General features: G+C 37.8%; 16 protein-coding genes. 1 reads left to right on the forward strand and 15 read right to left on the reverse strand.

Features of this window, described 5'->3' with window-relative positions; translation table 11 throughout:
* Positions 1-141 precede the first annotated feature (141 nt).
* The 12 genes from ACSKT4_RS04995 to ACSKT4_RS05050 all read right to left on the reverse strand — a co-directional run bounded on the left by ACSKT4_RS04995 (position 142) and on the right by ACSKT4_RS05050 (position 12851).
* Positions 142-672 carry an acyltransferase gene (locus ACSKT4_RS04995; RefSeq protein ID WP_186870578.1) on the reverse strand — a complete coding sequence of 177 codons (531 nt, stop codon included), beginning with the start codon at positions 670-672 and terminating at the stop codon, positions 142-144.
* Positions 673-675: 3 nt separating this feature from the next.
* The gene (ppaX, locus tag ACSKT4_RS05000; protein WP_186870579.1) at positions 676-1311 is read right to left on the reverse strand and encodes a pyrophosphatase PpaX; all 636 of its coding nucleotides are present in this window, start codon (positions 1309-1311) and stop codon (positions 676-678) included.
* Complete coding sequence (locus tag ACSKT4_RS05005; protein WP_186870580.1) at positions 1286-2245, reverse strand: nucleoside recognition domain-containing protein; 960 nt, start codon at positions 2243-2245, stop codon at positions 1286-1288. The genes ppaX and ACSKT4_RS05005 overlap by 26 nt, the downstream gene beginning before the upstream one ends.
* Before the next feature lie 26 nt (positions 2246-2271).
* Positions 2272-3141, reverse strand: coding sequence for a prolipoprotein diacylglyceryl transferase (lgt, locus tag ACSKT4_RS05010; RefSeq protein WP_211742461.1), 870 nt, complete (start codon positions 3139-3141; stop codon positions 2272-2274).
* A 4-nt stretch (positions 3142-3145) separates the two neighbouring features.
* Positions 3146-4081, reverse strand: coding sequence for an HPr(Ser) kinase/phosphatase (hprK, locus tag ACSKT4_RS05015; RefSeq protein WP_186870582.1), 936 nt, complete (start codon positions 4079-4081; stop codon positions 3146-3148).
* Positions 4082-4220: 139 nt separating this feature from the next.
* A complete protein-coding gene (locus ACSKT4_RS05020) occupies positions 4221-4580 on the reverse strand; it encodes a phage holin family protein (RefSeq protein ID WP_211742460.1) in 360 nt (119 codons plus the stop codon).
* A 357-nt stretch (positions 4581-4937) separates the two neighbouring features.
* Positions 4938-5609, reverse strand: a complete 672-nt coding sequence (gene bshB2, locus ACSKT4_RS05025; RefSeq protein WP_465822934.1) for a bacillithiol biosynthesis deacetylase BshB2 — start codon at positions 5607-5609, stop codon at positions 4938-4940.
* Positions 5610-5636: 27 nt separating this feature from the next.
* Positions 5637-5990: a YojF family protein gene (locus ACSKT4_RS05030; protein ID WP_186870585.1), complete on the reverse strand. Its 354-nt coding sequence runs from the start codon at positions 5988-5990 to the stop codon at positions 5637-5639.
* Between the two features lie 170 nt (positions 5991-6160).
* Positions 6161-9037 carry an excinuclease ABC subunit UvrA gene (gene uvrA / locus ACSKT4_RS05035; protein ID WP_186870586.1) on the reverse strand — a complete coding sequence of 959 codons (2877 nt, stop codon included), beginning with the start codon at positions 9035-9037 and terminating at the stop codon, positions 6161-6163.
* Between the two features lie 7 nt (positions 9038-9044).
* A complete protein-coding gene (gene uvrB, locus ACSKT4_RS05040; protein WP_186870587.1) occupies positions 9045-11030 on the reverse strand; it encodes an excinuclease ABC subunit UvrB in 1986 nt (661 codons plus the stop codon).
* Between the two features lie 382 nt (positions 11031-11412).
* Positions 11413-11610 carry a helix-turn-helix transcriptional regulator gene (locus ACSKT4_RS05045; protein WP_211742457.1) on the reverse strand — a complete coding sequence of 66 codons (198 nt, stop codon included), beginning with the start codon at positions 11608-11610 and terminating at the stop codon, positions 11413-11415.
* Between the two features lie 134 nt (positions 11611-11744).
* Complete coding sequence (locus ACSKT4_RS05050; RefSeq protein ID WP_246521639.1) at positions 11745-12851, reverse strand: MGDG synthase family glycosyltransferase; 1107 nt, start codon at positions 12849-12851, stop codon at positions 11745-11747.
* A gap of 97 nt (positions 12852-12948) precedes the next feature.
* Here ACSKT4_RS05050 and ACSKT4_RS05055 point away from each other — a divergent pair, with 97 nt between their 5' ends.
* Complete coding sequence (locus ACSKT4_RS05055) at positions 12949-13764, forward strand: metallophosphoesterase (protein WP_211742456.1); 816 nt, start codon at positions 12949-12951, stop codon at positions 13762-13764.
* Here the strand turns inward: ACSKT4_RS05055 and ACSKT4_RS05060 are convergent.
* The 3 genes from ACSKT4_RS05060 to ACSKT4_RS05070 all read right to left on the reverse strand — a co-directional run bounded on the left by ACSKT4_RS05060 (position 13757) and on the right by ACSKT4_RS05070 (position 17506).
* On the reverse strand, positions 13757-14305 hold the full coding sequence (locus ACSKT4_RS05060) for a YkoP family protein (protein WP_186870590.1): 549 nt from the start codon (positions 14303-14305) through the stop codon (positions 13757-13759). The two genes, ACSKT4_RS05055 and ACSKT4_RS05060, sit on opposite strands and share 8 nt — an antisense overlap.
* Before the next feature lie 138 nt (positions 14306-14443).
* A complete protein-coding gene (locus tag ACSKT4_RS05065; RefSeq protein WP_186870591.1) occupies positions 14444-15613 on the reverse strand; it encodes a PDZ domain-containing protein in 1170 nt (389 codons plus the stop codon).
* Positions 15614-16030: 417 nt separating this feature from the next.
* On the reverse strand, positions 16031-17506 hold the full coding sequence (locus tag ACSKT4_RS05070) for a S41 family peptidase (RefSeq protein WP_186870592.1): 1476 nt from the start codon (positions 17504-17506) through the stop codon (positions 16031-16033).
* Positions 17507-17649: the final 143 nt, after the last annotated feature.

The following is a 17649-nucleotide window of genomic DNA, read 5'->3' on the forward strand; positions in this document are numbered from 1 at the left end:
CCGGTTCCTCCTTATAAATTGTATTACTAGTTCATACTATTAGTTCGTCTGTTACGTTTAGAATGACGAATAGAAAAAACAAAGAAAAAGTGAAAAACCTCAAACATCTTTAAAGTTTGTCTTTAGATGTTTGAGGTTTTCTTATTGACTGTCATCTGGGAGAGGTGCTTGCTGGCGCTTCTCCATCTCTTCTTTTGTATAAATAAGCTTCATCGGATTACCACCAACAAAAGCACCTGCAGGTACATCCTTATGTACTAATGTACCCGCTGAAACAATCGCGCCATCGCCAATTGTAACACCAGGAAGAATGGTACTATTGGCTCCTATCATTACTTCATCGCCAATCCGCACTTCACCAAGGCGATATTCTTTAATTAAATACTCATGAGCTAAGATTGTTGTATTATAGCCAATAACGGAATTGTTGCCAACCGTAATCTTCTCCGGAAACATGATATCTGGCATTACCATGAGCGCAAAAGCGGTATTCTTACCAACTTTCATGCGTAAAAAGACACGGTACAACCAATTTTTCATGCGTAAAAAAGGTGTATATCTAGCAACTTGAATGACGATAAAATTTTTAACAACCTTCCAAAAGGATACGGTTTTATATATTTGCCAAAGGGAATTATTCTCTTTAACAGAATGGCGCTCTGTATTTCTCATTTCTTACACCCCAATGATTTCTAATAAATCCTTCATATCCTGTAACATATAGGTTGGCTTACATTGATTTAATACTTCTTCTCCCTTTAATGACCAGGCTACCCCAGCAGTAAATACTCCTGCATGCTGACCTGACTCGATATCATGGGTATTGTCTCCTACCATTAATGTCGTATTTGCTTCTGCATTAAGATTCTCCATCGCTCGTAGGACTGGCTCTAGGTGTGGCTTAGCATGAGTGATATCATCTAAGGCAATAATCGTATTAAAATAGTCATAAATTCCTGTCAATTTCATTCCTCTTATTGCCGTTTTCCGCATCTTTGTTGTCACAATTCCGAGCTGTAAGCCATGTTTTTTTAACGCTTCTAAGGTTTCCTTAACATGGGGAAAAGCTTTTACATAGCTATCATGATGTGCCAGATTATGTTCACGGTATGTTGTAATCATCGCCTCTGCTTTATCTAAATCAATCTTTTCAAATGTTTCTTTAAGTGGTGGTCCGTTAAAGCTAACAATCTCTTCATGGGTAAATTCCAATCCAAATTGTTTGAATGTGTGGTAAAAAGACTCATTAATTAGATCATTTGTATCAATTAATGTTCCGTCTAAATCAAATAGTATGGTATGAATGTTCATTGGTGATTTCCTTTCTCTTACGCTGGTCCGATCGGTTCCAAAAGTATGCAATCGTCATGGTTAACACGATTGCCGTCACTAGCCTCATTACTAACAACGGCCATACAGGAATCCCTAAAGGAATGAAGATTAACGTGTCCTCCACTACTGCATGGCAGGATACCAGAAAAATTAACGCTAGTGTCATATCTTTTTTGGACACACCATCTTCCTTGACTGCTTGAATCATTAGTCCTGCACCATAGGCAAGCCCAATCGTCAATCCAGCTACTAAGGTCATGGATGTATTTTTTTCCATTCCTAATAGTTTTGTAATTGGGGCAAAGCCATTGGACAGCTTTGTTAACCATCCTTTTTCTCGCAAGTATTGCATAATAATCATAAGAGGTATAACGATTATAGCTAGCTGCACTACAGCAATAAACGCTGTGGTTACACCATGTAAGCCTATCTCTGTCCAACCAGTTAAGTTGGTCGGTTCCTTCGAAATGAATCCGTACTGGGCTATTTCTCCGCCACCATTCCAAACTAAATTAATGACTATCGCTGCAACTAACGCAAGCCCAATACGAACACCAACTATAATCCACCATTTAATTCCTACTTTGGAAGCAACTGCAGACTCAATGATAAGGTTATGAGAGAACGATAGCATAATCGCCATAATAAATACTTCTTTCACTGTAAAGTCAAAGGAAATTATGGCTGCGATACCAGCATACAAATTCAAGACATTTCCTAGTACAATCGGTACTGCCGCTTCCCCTGACAGTCCAACCAAGCCCATTAAAGGACTAATTTTGTCAATAACCCAAGGTAGTACAGGAGTAAATTGCAAGATAGTAATAATTAAGGTTATCGGAAATATAACCTTCCCTAGCGTCCAGGTTGTCTGAAGGCCTTGTTTAAGACCTCGCAATAATATACCCGACATCTACTGCTTCCCTCTCTCCAAAGCTGTTATTTTTTCTTCTTCTTAGCATTCCTTTTCTTGCCTAGATTTTTCTTTGTTTCAACATCTTGATATCGCTCTTTAACAGTTTTATAGCGATAAATAATAAATACAATCGCACCAACAATTAATAACACAGAAAGGAACTGTGCTGTTCGTAGGTTACCTACAATGTACAAGCTATCTGTACGCATTCCTTCGATGAAGAAGCGACCAACAGAATATGCTGCTAAATAAGTTAAGAATACGGTACCGCGGATTGGGTTTCGTCGACGTAACCACAGTAATAAAATAAGAACTACTATGTTCCATAATGATTCATATAGGAATGTCGGGTAATAATATGTCCCACCGATACACATTTGATCCATAATAAAATCAGGTAGTAGCGAATAATGTGTATCGATTACATTTTGGCTCATTATTGGGCCGCCATGCGCCTCTTGGTTCATGAAATTTCCCCAACGACCAATTGCTTGCCCTAAGATTAAGCTAGGTGCTGCAACATCTGCTAATTGCCAGAATGGAATTTTTTTCACACGAGCAAAAACGATTGCTGTTAATACGGCACCAATTAATGCTCCATGAATGGCAATTCCACCATCCCGAACTGCAAATATCTTCCACCATGGTTCCCCTACATAACGCTCCCACTCGAAAATTACATAATAGATCCTTGCAAATAGAATGGAAATCGGTATTGCAAAAACTACTAAATCAACAAATAAGTCTTTCTTCAGTCCAATCCGATCCGCTTCCTTCATAGCAATATAGAGACCTAGAAAAGCCCCAGTTGCAATAATAACCCCATACCAATAAATTGGTAAAGAACCTAATTGAAAGAAAACGCGATCGAGAGATGGTGCATCACAACTCATACGCTCACTCCTGTTCCTTCTCTTGTACAATCATTTTAGATAATCGTTCCGAAAACTCTTCAGCCGCATTCACACCCATACGTTTTAAGCGAAAATTCATCGCTGCCACTTCGATAATAACCGCCAAGTTACGTCCTGGGCGAACGGGAATGGTTGCTTTCGGTAATTCTACATCCATTATTTTCATCTTTTCTTCGTCTAATCCTAATCTGTCATACTGTTTCTTCGGATCCCAAATTTCCAAGTTAATTATCAATGATATTTTCTTATTACTACGTACGGCACCTGCTCCAAATAAAGTCATCACATTAATAATCCCAAGACCACGGATTTCTAATAAATGCTCAATTAATGGTGGTGAGTTACCAATTAGCGTATCATAATCCTCCTGGCGAATCTCGACACTATCATCTGCAACGAGACGATGTCCCCTTTTCACAAGCTCTAATGCAGTTTCACTTTTACCAACACCACTCTGGCCAGTAATGAGAACACCTACACCATAAATATCCACTAACACACCATGAATCGCCGTAAACGGTGCAAATTTTGCCTCTAAGAAGTTCGTTAATCTACTGATAACCCTAGTTGTCTTCCTCGGAGAATGTAATATGGGAACACCGGAGTTATTCGCTGCATCAATCATTACCTGAGGAATAGTCATCCCTCTTGTAACCACAATACCAGGGGTAATATCAGTACAAATCTTCTCCATACGGTCCCGCTGTTCTTCTTGACTCAAATCAAGAAAATATGTCATTTCTGTTTTTCCAATTAATTGAAGTCTTTCTTTCGGATAATACTTAAAATATCCCGTCATCTCAATGCCCGGACGAGAAATATCACTCGTTGTAATTTCTCTATGTATACCCTCTTCTCCAGCGACTAACTCTAAATTGAAGTTTTCGAGCAAATCTTTTGTACGTACAATTGTTGTCATTTACTTTTCCTCCATCAGAAGTCCTAACTGCTTCTAATTGTAGCATATTTTCGTATGTGGAAGGAAAAAAGATGTATCACCCAATAGTTGAAACCCAAAGAAAAAACATCGGTATCACTCCGATGCTTTACATAATTTATTATGAAGTTAAGGTATCTTTTACTACTCTGTTAAGCAATAAATTGATAATGGAAAGAATAACAGCAGCTAATAGCGCTGTACCAAATCCATCGATAACAAAAGAATCACCCATCACACCTTGTGTAATCATCAATGTCAACGCATTAATAACAAACAAGAATAGCCCTAATGTTAAAATTGTAAATGGTAACGTAAGAATGATTAAGATAGGCTTAACCACTACATTAAGCACTGCTAAAATTAACGCTGCTAACAAAGCAGTACCAAATCCCTCCAAATGGAAGGAATTAAATAACTGCGCAACCACAATTAAAGCAACAGCATTCAAAACTAAAGATAAAATCCCTCTCAAAAACAAAACATCCACCACCCTTCCTATCCGCACCATTATTCTATTCTATATAAAAATTGCTTCTCTTTCTAGTAGTTGTCCTCTTTTATAGTTTATTAATGGAAGTCGGAAATATGAATGGAATTGGAGTGGAGGGGTTGGGCGCATCTCCCTCGGGCTTGGGCTCATGTTCTCTAGGTTTAGGCGCAGGGGCTCTAGTTTTGGGTGCATCTTACCGAACTTCAGATGCATGTACCCTAATTTGGGCTCATCTTACTGATCTTCAGGTACATGTGCTCGTCACTCTGGCATGCCTTACTGTATTGTTCAAGTATCCTTCCTTCCAACATAGAATCCCCTGTACCATTTGTACAGGGGATTCTTTTAATATTTCCAAATATAAAAGGATTCAAAGCCAAGACGCTCTTTAGCTTGCTCTTTTAAATCGTCTGTCAAGTCGTCTGATTGATTCCAGCTGCGAATAACTCCGCTTGCTTGGGATTGGTGGCAGAGAATTGCTTCCATTTTTTTATCAAAATTATTGCGTACATCGTTGACAACATCTGGCTTCCCTAAGTCTTCTACATGTGTTCTTGTAATGGCCTGAGCCCAAACTGTAGGACGCTTTTCTGGATCCATTAACCGAACTGCTTCTACAGCAGCAGCACCTAGTGCATTATGATCAGGGTGTACTGCATGATCTGGGTAATGGGTAATGACAAGTGTAGGTTCTATTTCTTCTAAAATCCCTTTTAGGTGCTGGGCTACCTCATTACGCTCCTCGTACTCTAAGGTTTTATCCCGGTAGCCAAGAAGACGTAATTCCATATCTAAAACTTTGCAAGCTTCGGTAATTTCTTTTTTTCTAATCTCAGGAAGGGTTTCACGGTTAGCGAAAGTTGGGTTTCCCATATTTCGTCCCATTTCACCTAAGGTTCCACAAAGATAAGTTACTGGTACCCCTTGTTCACGAAAATTCACTATCGTCCCAGCTGCTCCGAATGATTCGTCATCTGGATGTGGATAGATAACAACAACATGTTTATGCTTTTCCATTTTGTTAAACCTTCTTTCTCCTACCATTTAGTAATGAAACGGTGTTTCACTAATTTGTAATGCAACCATTAGACGGCCTTCACGATCATGGCCTGCCATTAACAGTTTTTCACCCTCGTGCATAGTCCACTCTGTCAGTCCCTCTGCATAAATCCAACCGATATCCATCTTCAAACCAGCACGATAGGATTTACCATCACCAACAATTTTTGCTTGATTAAAACGCACCTTCGTATTACGAATATAAACACCAACATTATATGCTTTCTCATTAACATGACTTGCGTATGCGCCATTTGTTGTTTCTAAATGAATATAAACATCTTTTCCAACAAAGCTCTCAAGCTTTTCTTGGACTTTATCAAGCTCAATCGATTTCATCAGTCTTCCTCCTTACATTTCTACTTTTTACATTACCGAAACGAACAAGTCTCGTCAAAACATAAAGCTTACGAACAAATTAATCCATGATGGTTTTAGTCCAAAAGTTATCCTAGTTCAGCAACAATAAAAAGGACGTCCCACCTTCACGAGACATCCTTCGCTTTTCGTTATTTTGCACTCATCTCTTCTTTAGCTTGTAACCCTTGTCCTTGCCTTTTCTTATCGCGCTCTAATACTGGCTTTAAATAGTTACCTGTATAGGATGCTTCATGTTCGGCAATTTTTTCAGGAGTACCTGTTGCAATGATTTGACCGCCACCGGCACCGCCCTCAGGTCCAAGGTCAATTAGATAATCGGCAGTTTTAATTACATCTAAGTTATGTTCAATGATAAGAACCGTATCTCCATTTTCGACTAAGCGCTGAAGTACTTTTAACAGTCTACTAATATCATCGACATGTAATCCGGTTGTCGGTTCGTCAAGAATGTACATCGTCTTACCATTTGAACGACGATGCAACTCACTAGCCAGCTTAACCCGCTGTGCTTCCCCACCAGATAAGGTTGTAGCAGGCTGCCCCAGCCTTACATATCCTAGCCCAACATCCACAATGGTCTGGAGTTTACGCTTAATCTTTGGTATATTACTGAAAAACTCTAATGCTTCTTCAATCGTCATGTCTAATACTTCTGCGATGCTTTTTCCTTTATACTTTACCTCTAATGTCTCCCTATTATAGCGACTGCCATGGCACACTTCACATGGGACATATACATCGGGTAAAAAGTGCATTTCGATCTTAATGATTCCATCACCTTTACAAGCTTCGCAACGGCCACCCTTTACATTGAAGCTAAAACGCCCTTTTTTATAGCCACGGACTTTTGCCTCATTAGTAGAAGCAAATACGTCACGAATATCATCAAATACTCCCGTGTAAGTTGCTGGATTAGATCTTGGTGTTCGGCCTATAGGGGATTGGTCGATACTGATTACTTTCTCTAAATGCTCCAATCCCTTCATTTCCTTATGATCACCTGGTATTTGTTTACTGCGATTCAGTTCTCTCGATAATGATTTATAGATAATCTCATTAACTAATGAGCTTTTCCCTGAACCTGAAACACCAGTTACAACATTAAATAGACCTATTGGAATTTTTACCGATACATTCTTCAGGTTATTTTCCTTCGCTCCTACTACTTCTATAAAACGTTTATCCGGCTTTCTTCTCTCAAGTGGTACAGGAATATACTTATTACCAGATAAATACTGTCCTGTTAAAGATTTTTCGTTGTTTATTACTTCTTCAGGTGTACCGCTAGCCACGATTTGTCCACCATGCTCACCAGCACCTGGACCAATATCGATTAACCAATCTGCTGCTAGCATCGTATCCTCGTCATGCTCTACAACAATTAAAGAATTATCTAAGTCACGCATCCCTTTTAATGCCTCAATCAATTTATCATTATCTCGTTGGTGAAGCCCGATGGATGGTTCATCTAGAACATAAAGAACCCCTGTGAGAGCCGAGCCGATTTGGGTAGCAAGCCGAATACGTTGTGCCTCCCCACCGGATAACGTTCCAGCAGTACGGGATAATGTGAGATAATCCAGTCCGACATTATTCAAAAAGTCTAAACGATTATTAATTTCCTTAATTAATAGCTTAGCAATCTGTTTTTCTTTCTTACTAAGCTCTAATTCTTGGAAGAAATTCATGGCATCTGTAATTGAAAAATCTGTGACATTACTAATATGCAATCCATTCACCTTAACCGCTAATGCCTCTTCTTTTAAACGATGCCCCTTACAAGTTGGACAATGTTTCTGAGCCATATACTTCTCTAAACTTTCACGAACATAATCAGAAGAAGATTCTTTATAGCGTCGTGCAATATTATGGATGACGCCCTCAAATTCGATTAGACCATTACGTGTATGACCAAAGTCGCTCTTAAAGTAGAAATGAATCTTCTCTTTTCCACTTCCGTAAAGAATCTTATCTATCTGTTCCTTTGGAATATCTTTTACCGGTATATCCATATCAATATCAAAATGGTCACAAACACTTTTGAGAAGCTGTGGGTAGTATTGTGAGCTAACCGGCTCCCATGCAGCAATCGCATGTTCATTTAATGTTTTATTCCAATCTGGAATAACTAGATCCACATCGACCACAAGATTCGTACCAAGTCCATCACATGTCGGACAAGCTCCAAAAGGACTGTTGAAAGAGAATAACCTTGGTTCTAGCTCACCAATAGAAAAACCACAGATAGGACAAGCATGATTCTCACTAAAGATTAGCTCCTCTTCCCCCATGACATCAACTACTACTTTACCTTCCCCTAGGTTCAATGCCGTTTCAAGCGAATCACTCAATCTTGTTTCGATACCTGGTTTCACGATGACACGATCGACTACGACTTCAATCGTATGCTTTTTATTTTTTTCTAACTTAATATCTTCTGTAACCTCGCGCATCTCTTTATCCACACGAATCCGAACAAAACCTTCTTTTTTCAGCTTTTCTAAAACCTTGATATGTTCACCTTTTCTACCTGATACAACAGGTGCTAGGAGCTGCATTTTCGTTCTCTCCGGGTATTCCATAATACGATCTACCATTTGTTGAACCGTTTGGGAAGAAATCTCGATACCATGATTAGGACAAACTGGACGTCCGATTCTTGCATATAGCAATCGTAAATAATCATAGATCTCTGTTACCGTCCCAACCGTTGATCGTGGATTTCTACTAGTCGTTTTTTGATCAATCGCAATGGCTGGAGATAATCCATCAATCGTGTCCACATCTGCCTTTTCCATTTGTCCTAAAAATTGACGAGCATACGCTGACAATGACTCCACATAGCGTCTTTGCCCCTCCGCATAAATCGTATCAAAGGCTAGCGATGATTTTCCGGAACCAGATAGACCAGTTACGACTACTAGCTTATTTTTAGGTATGGATATATCAACATTTTTCAAGTTGTGTGCCCTTGCACCTTTAATATCAATCGTTTTACTTGGCATTCATCGGTCATCCTTCCGCTTTAAGTTCAAATAGTATATCTCTTAATTCAGCAGCCTTTTCAAAATCAAGCGCTTTGGCAGCTTCGCGCATCTCTTTTTCCATACTTTCGATAACCTTTTCTCTTTCTTTCTTCGTTAATTTGGCTAGGCTCTTTGTCTTCGTTTCATAGCCTGCCTCATCTTCTGAAGCTACTGTCGCCCTTATAACATCACGAACATCTTTTTTAATAGTTGTCGGTGTGATATGATGCTTCTGATTGTATTCCATTTGGATTTTACGGCGTCGCTCCGTTTCATCGATTGCTTTTTGCATCGAATCAGTAATCTTATCCGCATACATGATTACTTGGCCATTTGCATTACGTGCAGCACGACCCATAGTTTGGATTAGGGAGCGCTCTGAGCGTAGGAAGCCTTCTTTATCCGCATCTAAAATAGCCACCAATGAAACTTCTGGAATATCTAACCCTTCTCGAAGTAAGTTAATTCCTATAAGAACATCATATTTACCTACACGAAGATCTCGGATTACTTCAATTCGTTCAAGGGTTTTAATTTCACTATGCAAATATGCCACTTTAATTCCAATTTCTTTGAGATAATCGGTTAAGTCCTCTGACATTTTCTTCGTTAATGTTGTCACTAATACGCGTTCATTCTTCTCTGTACGAGTATTTATCTCCGCAATTAAATCATCGATTTGTCCATCAATTGGACGAACCTCGACTTTCGGATCTAGTAAACCAGTAGGTCGAATAATCTGCTCGGTCATCTTAGGAGTATGTTCTAATTCATAAGGACCAGGTGTCGCTGATACAAAGATAATTTGATTTACTTTATTATCAAACTCCTCGAACTTCAATGGACGATTATCTAAAGCGGACGGCAAGCGAAATCCATGATCCACAAGGACTTGCTTTCTTGCCTGGTCACCGTTATACATACCACGAATTTGTGGTAAGGTTACATGGGATTCATCCACGACAACTAAGAAATCTTTAGGAAAATAATCTAGTAGTGTATACGGTGTGGCACCTGCTTCTCGTAATGTTAGATGTCTTGAATAGTTCTCTATCCCCGAACAAAAGCCCATCTCACGCATCATTTCTAAATCGTAATTAGTTCGTTGTTCGAGTCGTTGTGCTTCTAAAAGCTTATTCTGTCCACGTAACTCTTCAAGACGTTCTTCCAATTCTTTCTCAATATTAGCAATCGCAAGCTTCAATTTTTCCTCGCGAGTTACGAAGTGGGATGCTGGAAAAATGGCAACATGTTCACGATCACCAATAATTTCACCGGTTAAAGCATCAACTTCACGAATTCTATCGATTTCATCACCAAAAAATTCAATTCTTATACAATGTTCTTCCCGTGAAGCGGGAATAATTTCAACGGAATCTCCTCGTACACGGAATGTTCCACGCTGGAAATCAATATCATTACGTGCATATTGTATATTGACTAAGTCTCTAAGTAATTGGTCACGGTCTTTTTCCATTCCCATACGAAGTGATAACACTTGTGCACTATATTCTTCTGGATTACCTAATCCATATATACAAGATACACTCGCCACAATTAACACATCATTTCGTTCAAAAAGGGCTGATGTCGCCGAGTGACGTAGTTTGTCAATTTCATCATTTATACTGGCATCTTTCTCAATAAATGTATCGGTGGAAGGGACATATGCCTCTGGTTGATAATAATCATAATAGCTTACAAAATACTCCACTGCATTATTCGGAAAAAACTCCTTAAACTCACTATATAATTGACCAGCCAATGTTTTATTATGAGCAATGACTAATGTTGGACGGTTAATCTCTTTAACCACATTGGATACGGTAAACGTCTTACCCGTACCTGTTGCTCCTAGCAATGTTTGATGGCGCTGCCCTGCAAGCACCTTCTCTACTAATTCTTTTATAGCATTTGGTTGGTCTCCCTTTGGCTCATATTTTGAAACCAGTTCGAACTTATTAAGTTCCATTGTCTCCCTCCGTCCTTAACCTTATTTCAGTGTACCATATTCTACCACTATATATCACCATAAAATGCGAACTAACATTCGTTTTTTTTGCTATATATACATACTAACTATTTTTCCCTAAGTATTCAAGAATTTAGACAAGGTACATCGTATAATTGATTTTTTTCTATAAAAAACCCGAACTACGCTAAGAAGTCATGAATTGAAATCTAAGTAGTTCGGGTTCTTTAAAGCTATATAAATATTATATCAGGGAATGGCTTCCGATAAGCTAGGTCAAGGTGTAGACTTTTACTTAATAGCTTTTCCCATTCATTATCAAGAGGTCTATAAAACTCATACAAATAGTACAACAGGAATTATAACTAACGAAACTAGTATGTTACTTCCTTTCACTTATAAATAATTCATCAACCTTAACTCCTAATACACTCGCTAAATCAAATGCCAACTGTAAGCTAGGATCATATTTGTCGTTTTCAATTGCATTAATTGTCTGCCTACTAACATTGCATAAGTCTGCAACCTTTCCTTGAGAAAGATTCATTTTTTCCCGAAATTCTTTAATTCGATTTCTCATCTTATTTTCACCTTCATATTCGACTATATGTCAAATAGTTTTTACATCCTTATTATAAAAACAGACGAAAAGGATGTAAAATATTCTTTACACCCCTTTCGTCTACCTAATAAAATTATAGACACGACTAAACTCTATGCCTTACAAATAGTTAATAATATTTCAGACAACGAATTTCTTTCTACATATTCATGATATAAGTTTAGATTTTCCTCGTACATAAGTTGTCTTTTGTTATCCTGGAAAAATTCCTTCACTTGCAACTCGATACTTCTTTCGAATGGGTTTATTTGATTAACGATGCCTAATTTAGCTAATTCCATTTCATTTACTTTTTCTTGACCAGGTAAGGCATTACAAGTGAAAATTGGGATTCGTTTCATTAAGCATTCACTAATTGTTACCCCTCCAGGCTTGGTAATAACTGCGTCAACTTGATTATATAGCTCATTCATTCTCGCTTTGCTATCCACATACCGAATGGGCTGGACATATGGGTGGTTCCATTCTGAAAGATCTTGATAAAGCTTTTCATTGTGCCCACATAAAACCGTGTATTTTATTTCCGGATGACTAGGGATTAGTTTGTCCATTGATGCTATCCCTAAACTTCCGCCTGTAATTAATACATGTAGCTTCCCATTACTTTTTTTCTGATAAGGAATACGGAATACTGGATGTACTGGTATTCCTGTTACAAAAATCCTCTCCTCGTCTACACCTAAATCTAATAAAAATTTCTTGACCGTTATGGATGGAACGATATGATAATCAATACCAGCAATCCCCCATACACGGTTAATAAAGAAATCGGTATACACATTCACTGTAATTGCATGTAACTTTCCTTTTTGCTTTAAAACACTAGCAATATTGGAAGGAAGACAGTGTGTACAGAATAAAATTCTTGGTTCTGTTTCTTTCATTAATTTCTTAAAAAACGCTATGAACATCGCTTCATATAAGCGCTGTCTAGATCGTTTTGTTTGATTTTTTACAGCAAGTCGATTATAAAGCACATCGTACGCTTTAGGGACCATTTTAATCCAATTTAAATACGTAGCAGAGACGAGTCGTTCTACTTTTCCAAAACTATACGATAAAATATCCACCTTTTCACAGTTGATTGATTTGACAGCACGCTCCAATTCCTCTATCACTGCGTCAGCAACATGATGATGCCCAGTCGGAATTTGCATAAATGGTAGTAATAATGCTTCGCTCTTTGATTTCGTATCCAATATATTCACCCTATCATAACGTTCAAATGAATCCCTTGATTTACCAATGAATCTAATCGTTTAACCATGTTATAATCATTTTCGGGGAGGAATTCATATGACATATATTATTTCTGCACTATTATTAATCATTATTGGCTTTCTCATATATAAAGCAAACCTAAATACGAAAGATATCCAAATAAATAAAATACAAATCTCCACTAAACATCGAACAAATCATTCTAATTTATCCATCCTACACTTGTCTGACCTTCACCTTGAAAATATCTCTATTACACCAAGTCAACTAGCTGCGAATCTACAGCATGAACAACCGGATATCATTGCACTAACTGGGGATTTTCTTGATAGAAAACGTACCCTACCCAAGTTAATACCATATCTTGAGGTTCTACAAAAAATGAAGCCAAAACATGGTATCTACGCTGTACTTGGTAACCATGATTATGTCCTAAAAGGGCAAAATTTATCAGATTTAAAATCGATTCTTACACAATACGGTTGTATCGTAATGCAAAATAGCTCTAAAACAATTACTATAAACGGTCAAAAGATTAATATAATCGGAATTGATGATTACTCAACAAATCGAAGCGACTTGGAAGAATCGTATCGTCAGGTGAAAGAAGGTCTTAAAATTGTCCTGACTCATGATCCAAACGTAGTTCTCGAAATGGATGATTATCCATTTGATTATTTATTAGCAGGGCATTTCCATGGTGGACAAATCCTTTATCCAAAAGCATACCACTTAGTGAAAATGGGGAAACTACCACGTTTAAATATGATAAAAGGATTGCATAGCCATAATGATTCCCCTTTTTATATTAGTGAAGGATTAGGCCAAACAGGTGTAAACATTCGGGTGGGCAGCCGCCCTGAAATCACTCTCCATGACGTTGCTATTTAACTTTAGTTCCATATCTATTAACTAGCTCATCCTTTGACATGAATAAGTACATGGGATTTTCATGATTGGATGAGCTAGCCAAATAATTAATTGGAGTAAAGGTTATTTTTTTATAATTTCTATATAATGGATTATGGATAAACACATTATCGAAACCTAATCGCTTTGTACCTTTATGTAGGGTAGTAATTCCTATTATTCCCTTTAACTCATCATAACGCTTATGATGTTTTACATAGTCTGCCAAAAGTGGCATAGCCCGTTTGACCAGATGGTAAATGTATACAGCACGCTTTGTGTCACTTTTTTCTGCATACAAATCATTCATGATTTTCACATTATGAAGGTGAATCTTAATTAGCAGGTCATTTTTATTAATTATAGTACCGTCCTTTAATATCGTACGTCTTCCTTTATATCGAGTAAGTCGTACACGAAATACCGTTCGATTCTGTTCCTGATCCTTTACATAGCGCAATCTAGTAAAGGAATAATACAGCGGATCAAATACATTCCAGAACCCTAATAGATAGCTTTTCATCCATACAATTATCCTTCCTGTACATATTTTGCCTTCTTAGTTTGGATGAAAATTAATAAAATTATTAGTGCTACCTAGACTTTTTATCTATTCTCTTTACACAAAAAACCGTACCCACTATGGATACGGTCTTCTATATTAGTTTGTTCGATATGGCTCTCCTGCGAATAGTAACCCTAGTTCATGGTGATCACCTTCGTACATGGCACTTTGAATAAAACGAACTTCACCATTGTGATCAAGTAATTCCACCTTAAAGAAAGAGCCTGTCTGTTGTAGTGCTTCATAAAGATCATCTTCACTTTGGATTCGATTACCATTTACTTTCATTACGGTCTCTCCAATTAGAATTTGTAAACGGTCAGCTGGAGAGCCAGGGATAACACCAAGAACTTTTAATCCATCGTTCGTATGATTGAAATAATAGCTTCTCGCATTATCTTTTGAGCGATGTCGGTAGTTAAGAACTTCCCTTCCAATGATTGCTATGATTACAGCAACAATCGTTAACCACGGTAAGAAGATACTACCTATTGCGATAGCTAGTACAAGTACAGCTAGGGCTAATAACTGTAGCGCAATCCGGTTCGCTGTCTTATATGGCATACTGCCTCGCACCACAAATTCAAACCCTAAAACAACTGGTATCAGGACTAAAGCATAATTCTCCCCACCGATAGACAGAAATGGCCAATAGGGTGCAAATGGTTCGATTAGTCCAGCAGGTACTAAAGCAAAAAACGGGATAATGGAAAACTTCTTAATTAAATGCTTACCAATCCAACTACCCCGAGCTCCTTTTTCTAATCCAAGGTATGTCTCATAGATCTTAATTCTACTTAGGAAATGTGCTTCTACAAATAAAAATAATGCTAATAAAATGGCAATTACTGAATAATTAACCTCCCCTAAGCTAGGGAGAAACGTAACGTTATCCGCTACTAAAGGAAATAACATCAAGACAAAAAAGGTAATCCCAAAGGTGTAACTTGGGGAAAGGAAAGAAAAACGTAATGTAAGACTTAATAGAATCGTAACGATACTTAGAATGATAAGCACATCATATGTAACTACCATACCTATTGCTATCGTTAAAACTGAATAAAATAGTCCGATAAAAATCGAAAACCCAATCGTTCCCTTCCACTCCGAGAAGATATCGAATACCTTAGTTCCAAAATCTCTTCTTTCCTGCTTGATTCTTCTTATGCCTACTAACGTAATGAATACAATAGACCAATATAAAAGTGGATTGAGAAAGATTTTTCCAATTCCTTTACCAAATTCCAATAACCAATCCTGTAACATTTGTGTTCACCTTCCCAATCTACAGTTCCTCTTAATAAGTTAATTATAACCTTATATATTCGTCATTTGTCGGTTTTTTTCCTGCTTTTACCGTATTAATTTTACAAGAGTGTTGAAAACATAATGATGTAGAATATAACAAGACTTGGACACACGTATAGAAGGTATAAGAAAACCGAATGATTAGCACAAACCTGCTCCGAAAATATACGCTCATTCCATGGTCGCTAGTGACCATGGAATGCCCCCTCGAAGGGAGCCTGCTACGTAGAATTGCTAGTAGAGACAGCTGCATCACTAGGTCTCAAGCGCGCTCTATCTTCCCGCAGGAGTCTAATTATATTTCCGGAGCTAATCTCATGCATCATTCGGGTTTTACATTTATTTCTTCATGGTGTCAAAGCCTTGGTGTAATAATTAATGTACCACTTCTAATGCTTTTTCTAATTGTAAATCATCTTCACCACTGCGGATTTTTTCAATAATGCTCGATTCCAGTGTTCCAGCTGTTTCTTGGTCTACTTCTCCTGTAACCGTTAAATCATGATCCTTTTGGAAGGCTTTAACTGCTTCTTCAGTTTCCTTACTGAAGTAACCGTCTGTTCTGTCTAATTCATAGCCTAAACCATCCAGCATGATTTGAATATTTTCAATTTGGCTTCCAGAGTGATCAAACGATAAAGGCTCATCTGTTACTTGTATTGGGGTTGTAAAATAATATTTCGGTTGTTCCACTTTCACAGTTGGCTCAACACCTGTTTCGTGAATCCATGTTCCTTTTGGTGACAACCATTTGAAGAAGGTTAATTTTACTGTACTTCCATCACCTAATGGAACGGCTTGCTGCACTGTACCTTTTCCGAAACTATTAGTTCCAACGACATCATAACCAATTTCTTTCATCGCCACAGCTAAAATTTCAGAAGCCGATGCACTACCTTCGTCTACTAAAACTGAGATTGGATAATCCTTTTTCTTATCTAATGTAGAGTAATAAGGTGTTTTATTTCCACTTTGATCTTCAATTTGAATATATGGAATATCCTTTGGAACAAATAAATCTAGGATCTCTTCAACAGAATTTAAGAGTCCACCAGGATTCCCACGTACATCAATAACTAATCCTTCCATTCCATCGTCTTCTAATGCTTTAAGCTGTGATTCAAAATCTTCTGCAGTTGTTTCAGCAAAATTAGTAATTTCAATTAGCCCTGTTTTCTTACCATCAACAGTTTTCATTTCAGAATAAACGGTTTCGATAGGGATGGTGTCACGAACAATGGTAATTTGGAAAGGTTCTGTCGTGCCCTGTCGCAAAATGGTTAAGACCACTTCTGTTCCTTTTTCCCCACGGATCTTGGCAACTGCCTCATTTAAATCAAGTCCTTCTAATGATTCTCCATCTACCTCTAGAACTTGGTCGTTTGGTCGAAGTCCTACCTTTTCCGCTGGGGAATCTTTAATAGGCGATACAATCGTCACCATTCCATTAACCATACTAACCTCAGCACCAATGCCTTCAAAAGAGGATTCAATTTGTTCATTAAATTGCTCCATTGTTTCAATATCCATATAGGAGCTGTATGGATCACCTAGTGTCGCAAGCATTCCTTGAATCGCACCCTCAATTAGTTGCTGCTCTTCAGCTCCCTCTAAGTAATTATCTTTAATCAAATGATAAGCTTGAGCCACTTTAGACCATTGAGCTGGTAGCTCATTATTTTCCTTTGCCCCACTAGCTTCATCTTGTTTATCACCATCAAGATTATTCTCAGAGATAATCGATTCTTTTTCACCTGCTTGTGCAATAGAAGCTCCCACATATGCTCCAATAAAACCTAGAAATAAGGCCCCAACCAGTATAAGCACAATATGTACTTTATTCAATTTCATGATATCACCCCAGTATTAGTTATATGTTAGGTAGTTATCTTAAACACCAAAAACGAAATTATTATCGTTAAGATTCAAACCTACTTATTCTATAATCATATCGAAAAAGCGTATTACACGCCAAACTTTTTATTTAAGAAGAC

It is taken from the genome of Ornithinibacillus liuyingii (genome assembly GCF_055550225.1).

Bases quoted from the DNA above. Each gene is read 5' to 3' on its own strand.
- ACSKT4_RS04995 (WP_186870578.1), bottom strand. From the start codon at position 672: ATGAGAAATACAGAGCGCCATTCTGTTAAAGAGAATAATTCCCTTTGG.
- ppaX (WP_186870579.1), bottom strand. From the start codon at position 1,311: ATGAACATTCATACCATACTATTTGATTTAGACGGAACATTAATTGAT.
- ACSKT4_RS05005 (WP_186870580.1), bottom strand. From the start codon at position 2,245: ATGTCGGGTATATTATTGCGAGGTCTTAAACAAGGCCTTCAGACAACC.
- lgt (WP_211742461.1), bottom strand. From the start codon at position 3,141: ATGAGTTGTGATGCACCATCTCTCGATCGCGTTTTCTTTCAATTAGGT.
- hprK (WP_186870582.1), bottom strand. From the start codon at position 4,081: ATGACAACAATTGTACGTACAAAAGATTTGCTCGAAAACTTCAATTTA.
- bshB2 (WP_465822934.1), bottom strand. From the start codon at position 5,609: ATGGAAAAGCATAAACATGTTGTTGTTATCTATCCACATCCAGATGAC.
- ACSKT4_RS05030 (WP_186870585.1), bottom strand. From the start codon at position 5,990: ATGAAATCGATTGAGCTTGATAAAGTCCAAGAAAAGCTTGAGAGCTTT.
- uvrA (WP_186870586.1), bottom strand. From the start codon at position 9,037: ATGCCAAGTAAAACGATTGATATTAAAGGTGCAAGGGCACACAACTTG.
- uvrB (WP_186870587.1), bottom strand. From the start codon at position 11,030: ATGGAACTTAATAAGTTCGAACTGGTTTCAAAATATGAGCCAAAGGGA.
- ACSKT4_RS05045 (WP_211742457.1), bottom strand. From the start codon at position 11,610: ATGAGAAATCGAATTAAAGAATTTCGGGAAAAAATGAATCTTTCTCAA.
- ACSKT4_RS05055 (WP_211742456.1), top strand. From the start codon at position 12,949: ATGACATATATTATTTCTGCACTATTATTAATCATTATTGGCTTTCTC.
- ACSKT4_RS05060 (WP_186870590.1), bottom strand. From the start codon at position 14,305: ATGAAAAGCTATCTATTAGGGTTCTGGAATGTATTTGATCCGCTGTAT.
- ACSKT4_RS05065 (WP_186870591.1), bottom strand. From the start codon at position 15,613: ATGTTACAGGATTGGTTATTGGAATTTGGTAAAGGAATTGGAAAAATC.
- ACSKT4_RS05070 (WP_186870592.1), bottom strand. From the start codon at position 17,506: ATGAAATTGAATAAAGTACATATTGTGCTTATACTGGTTGGGGCCTTA.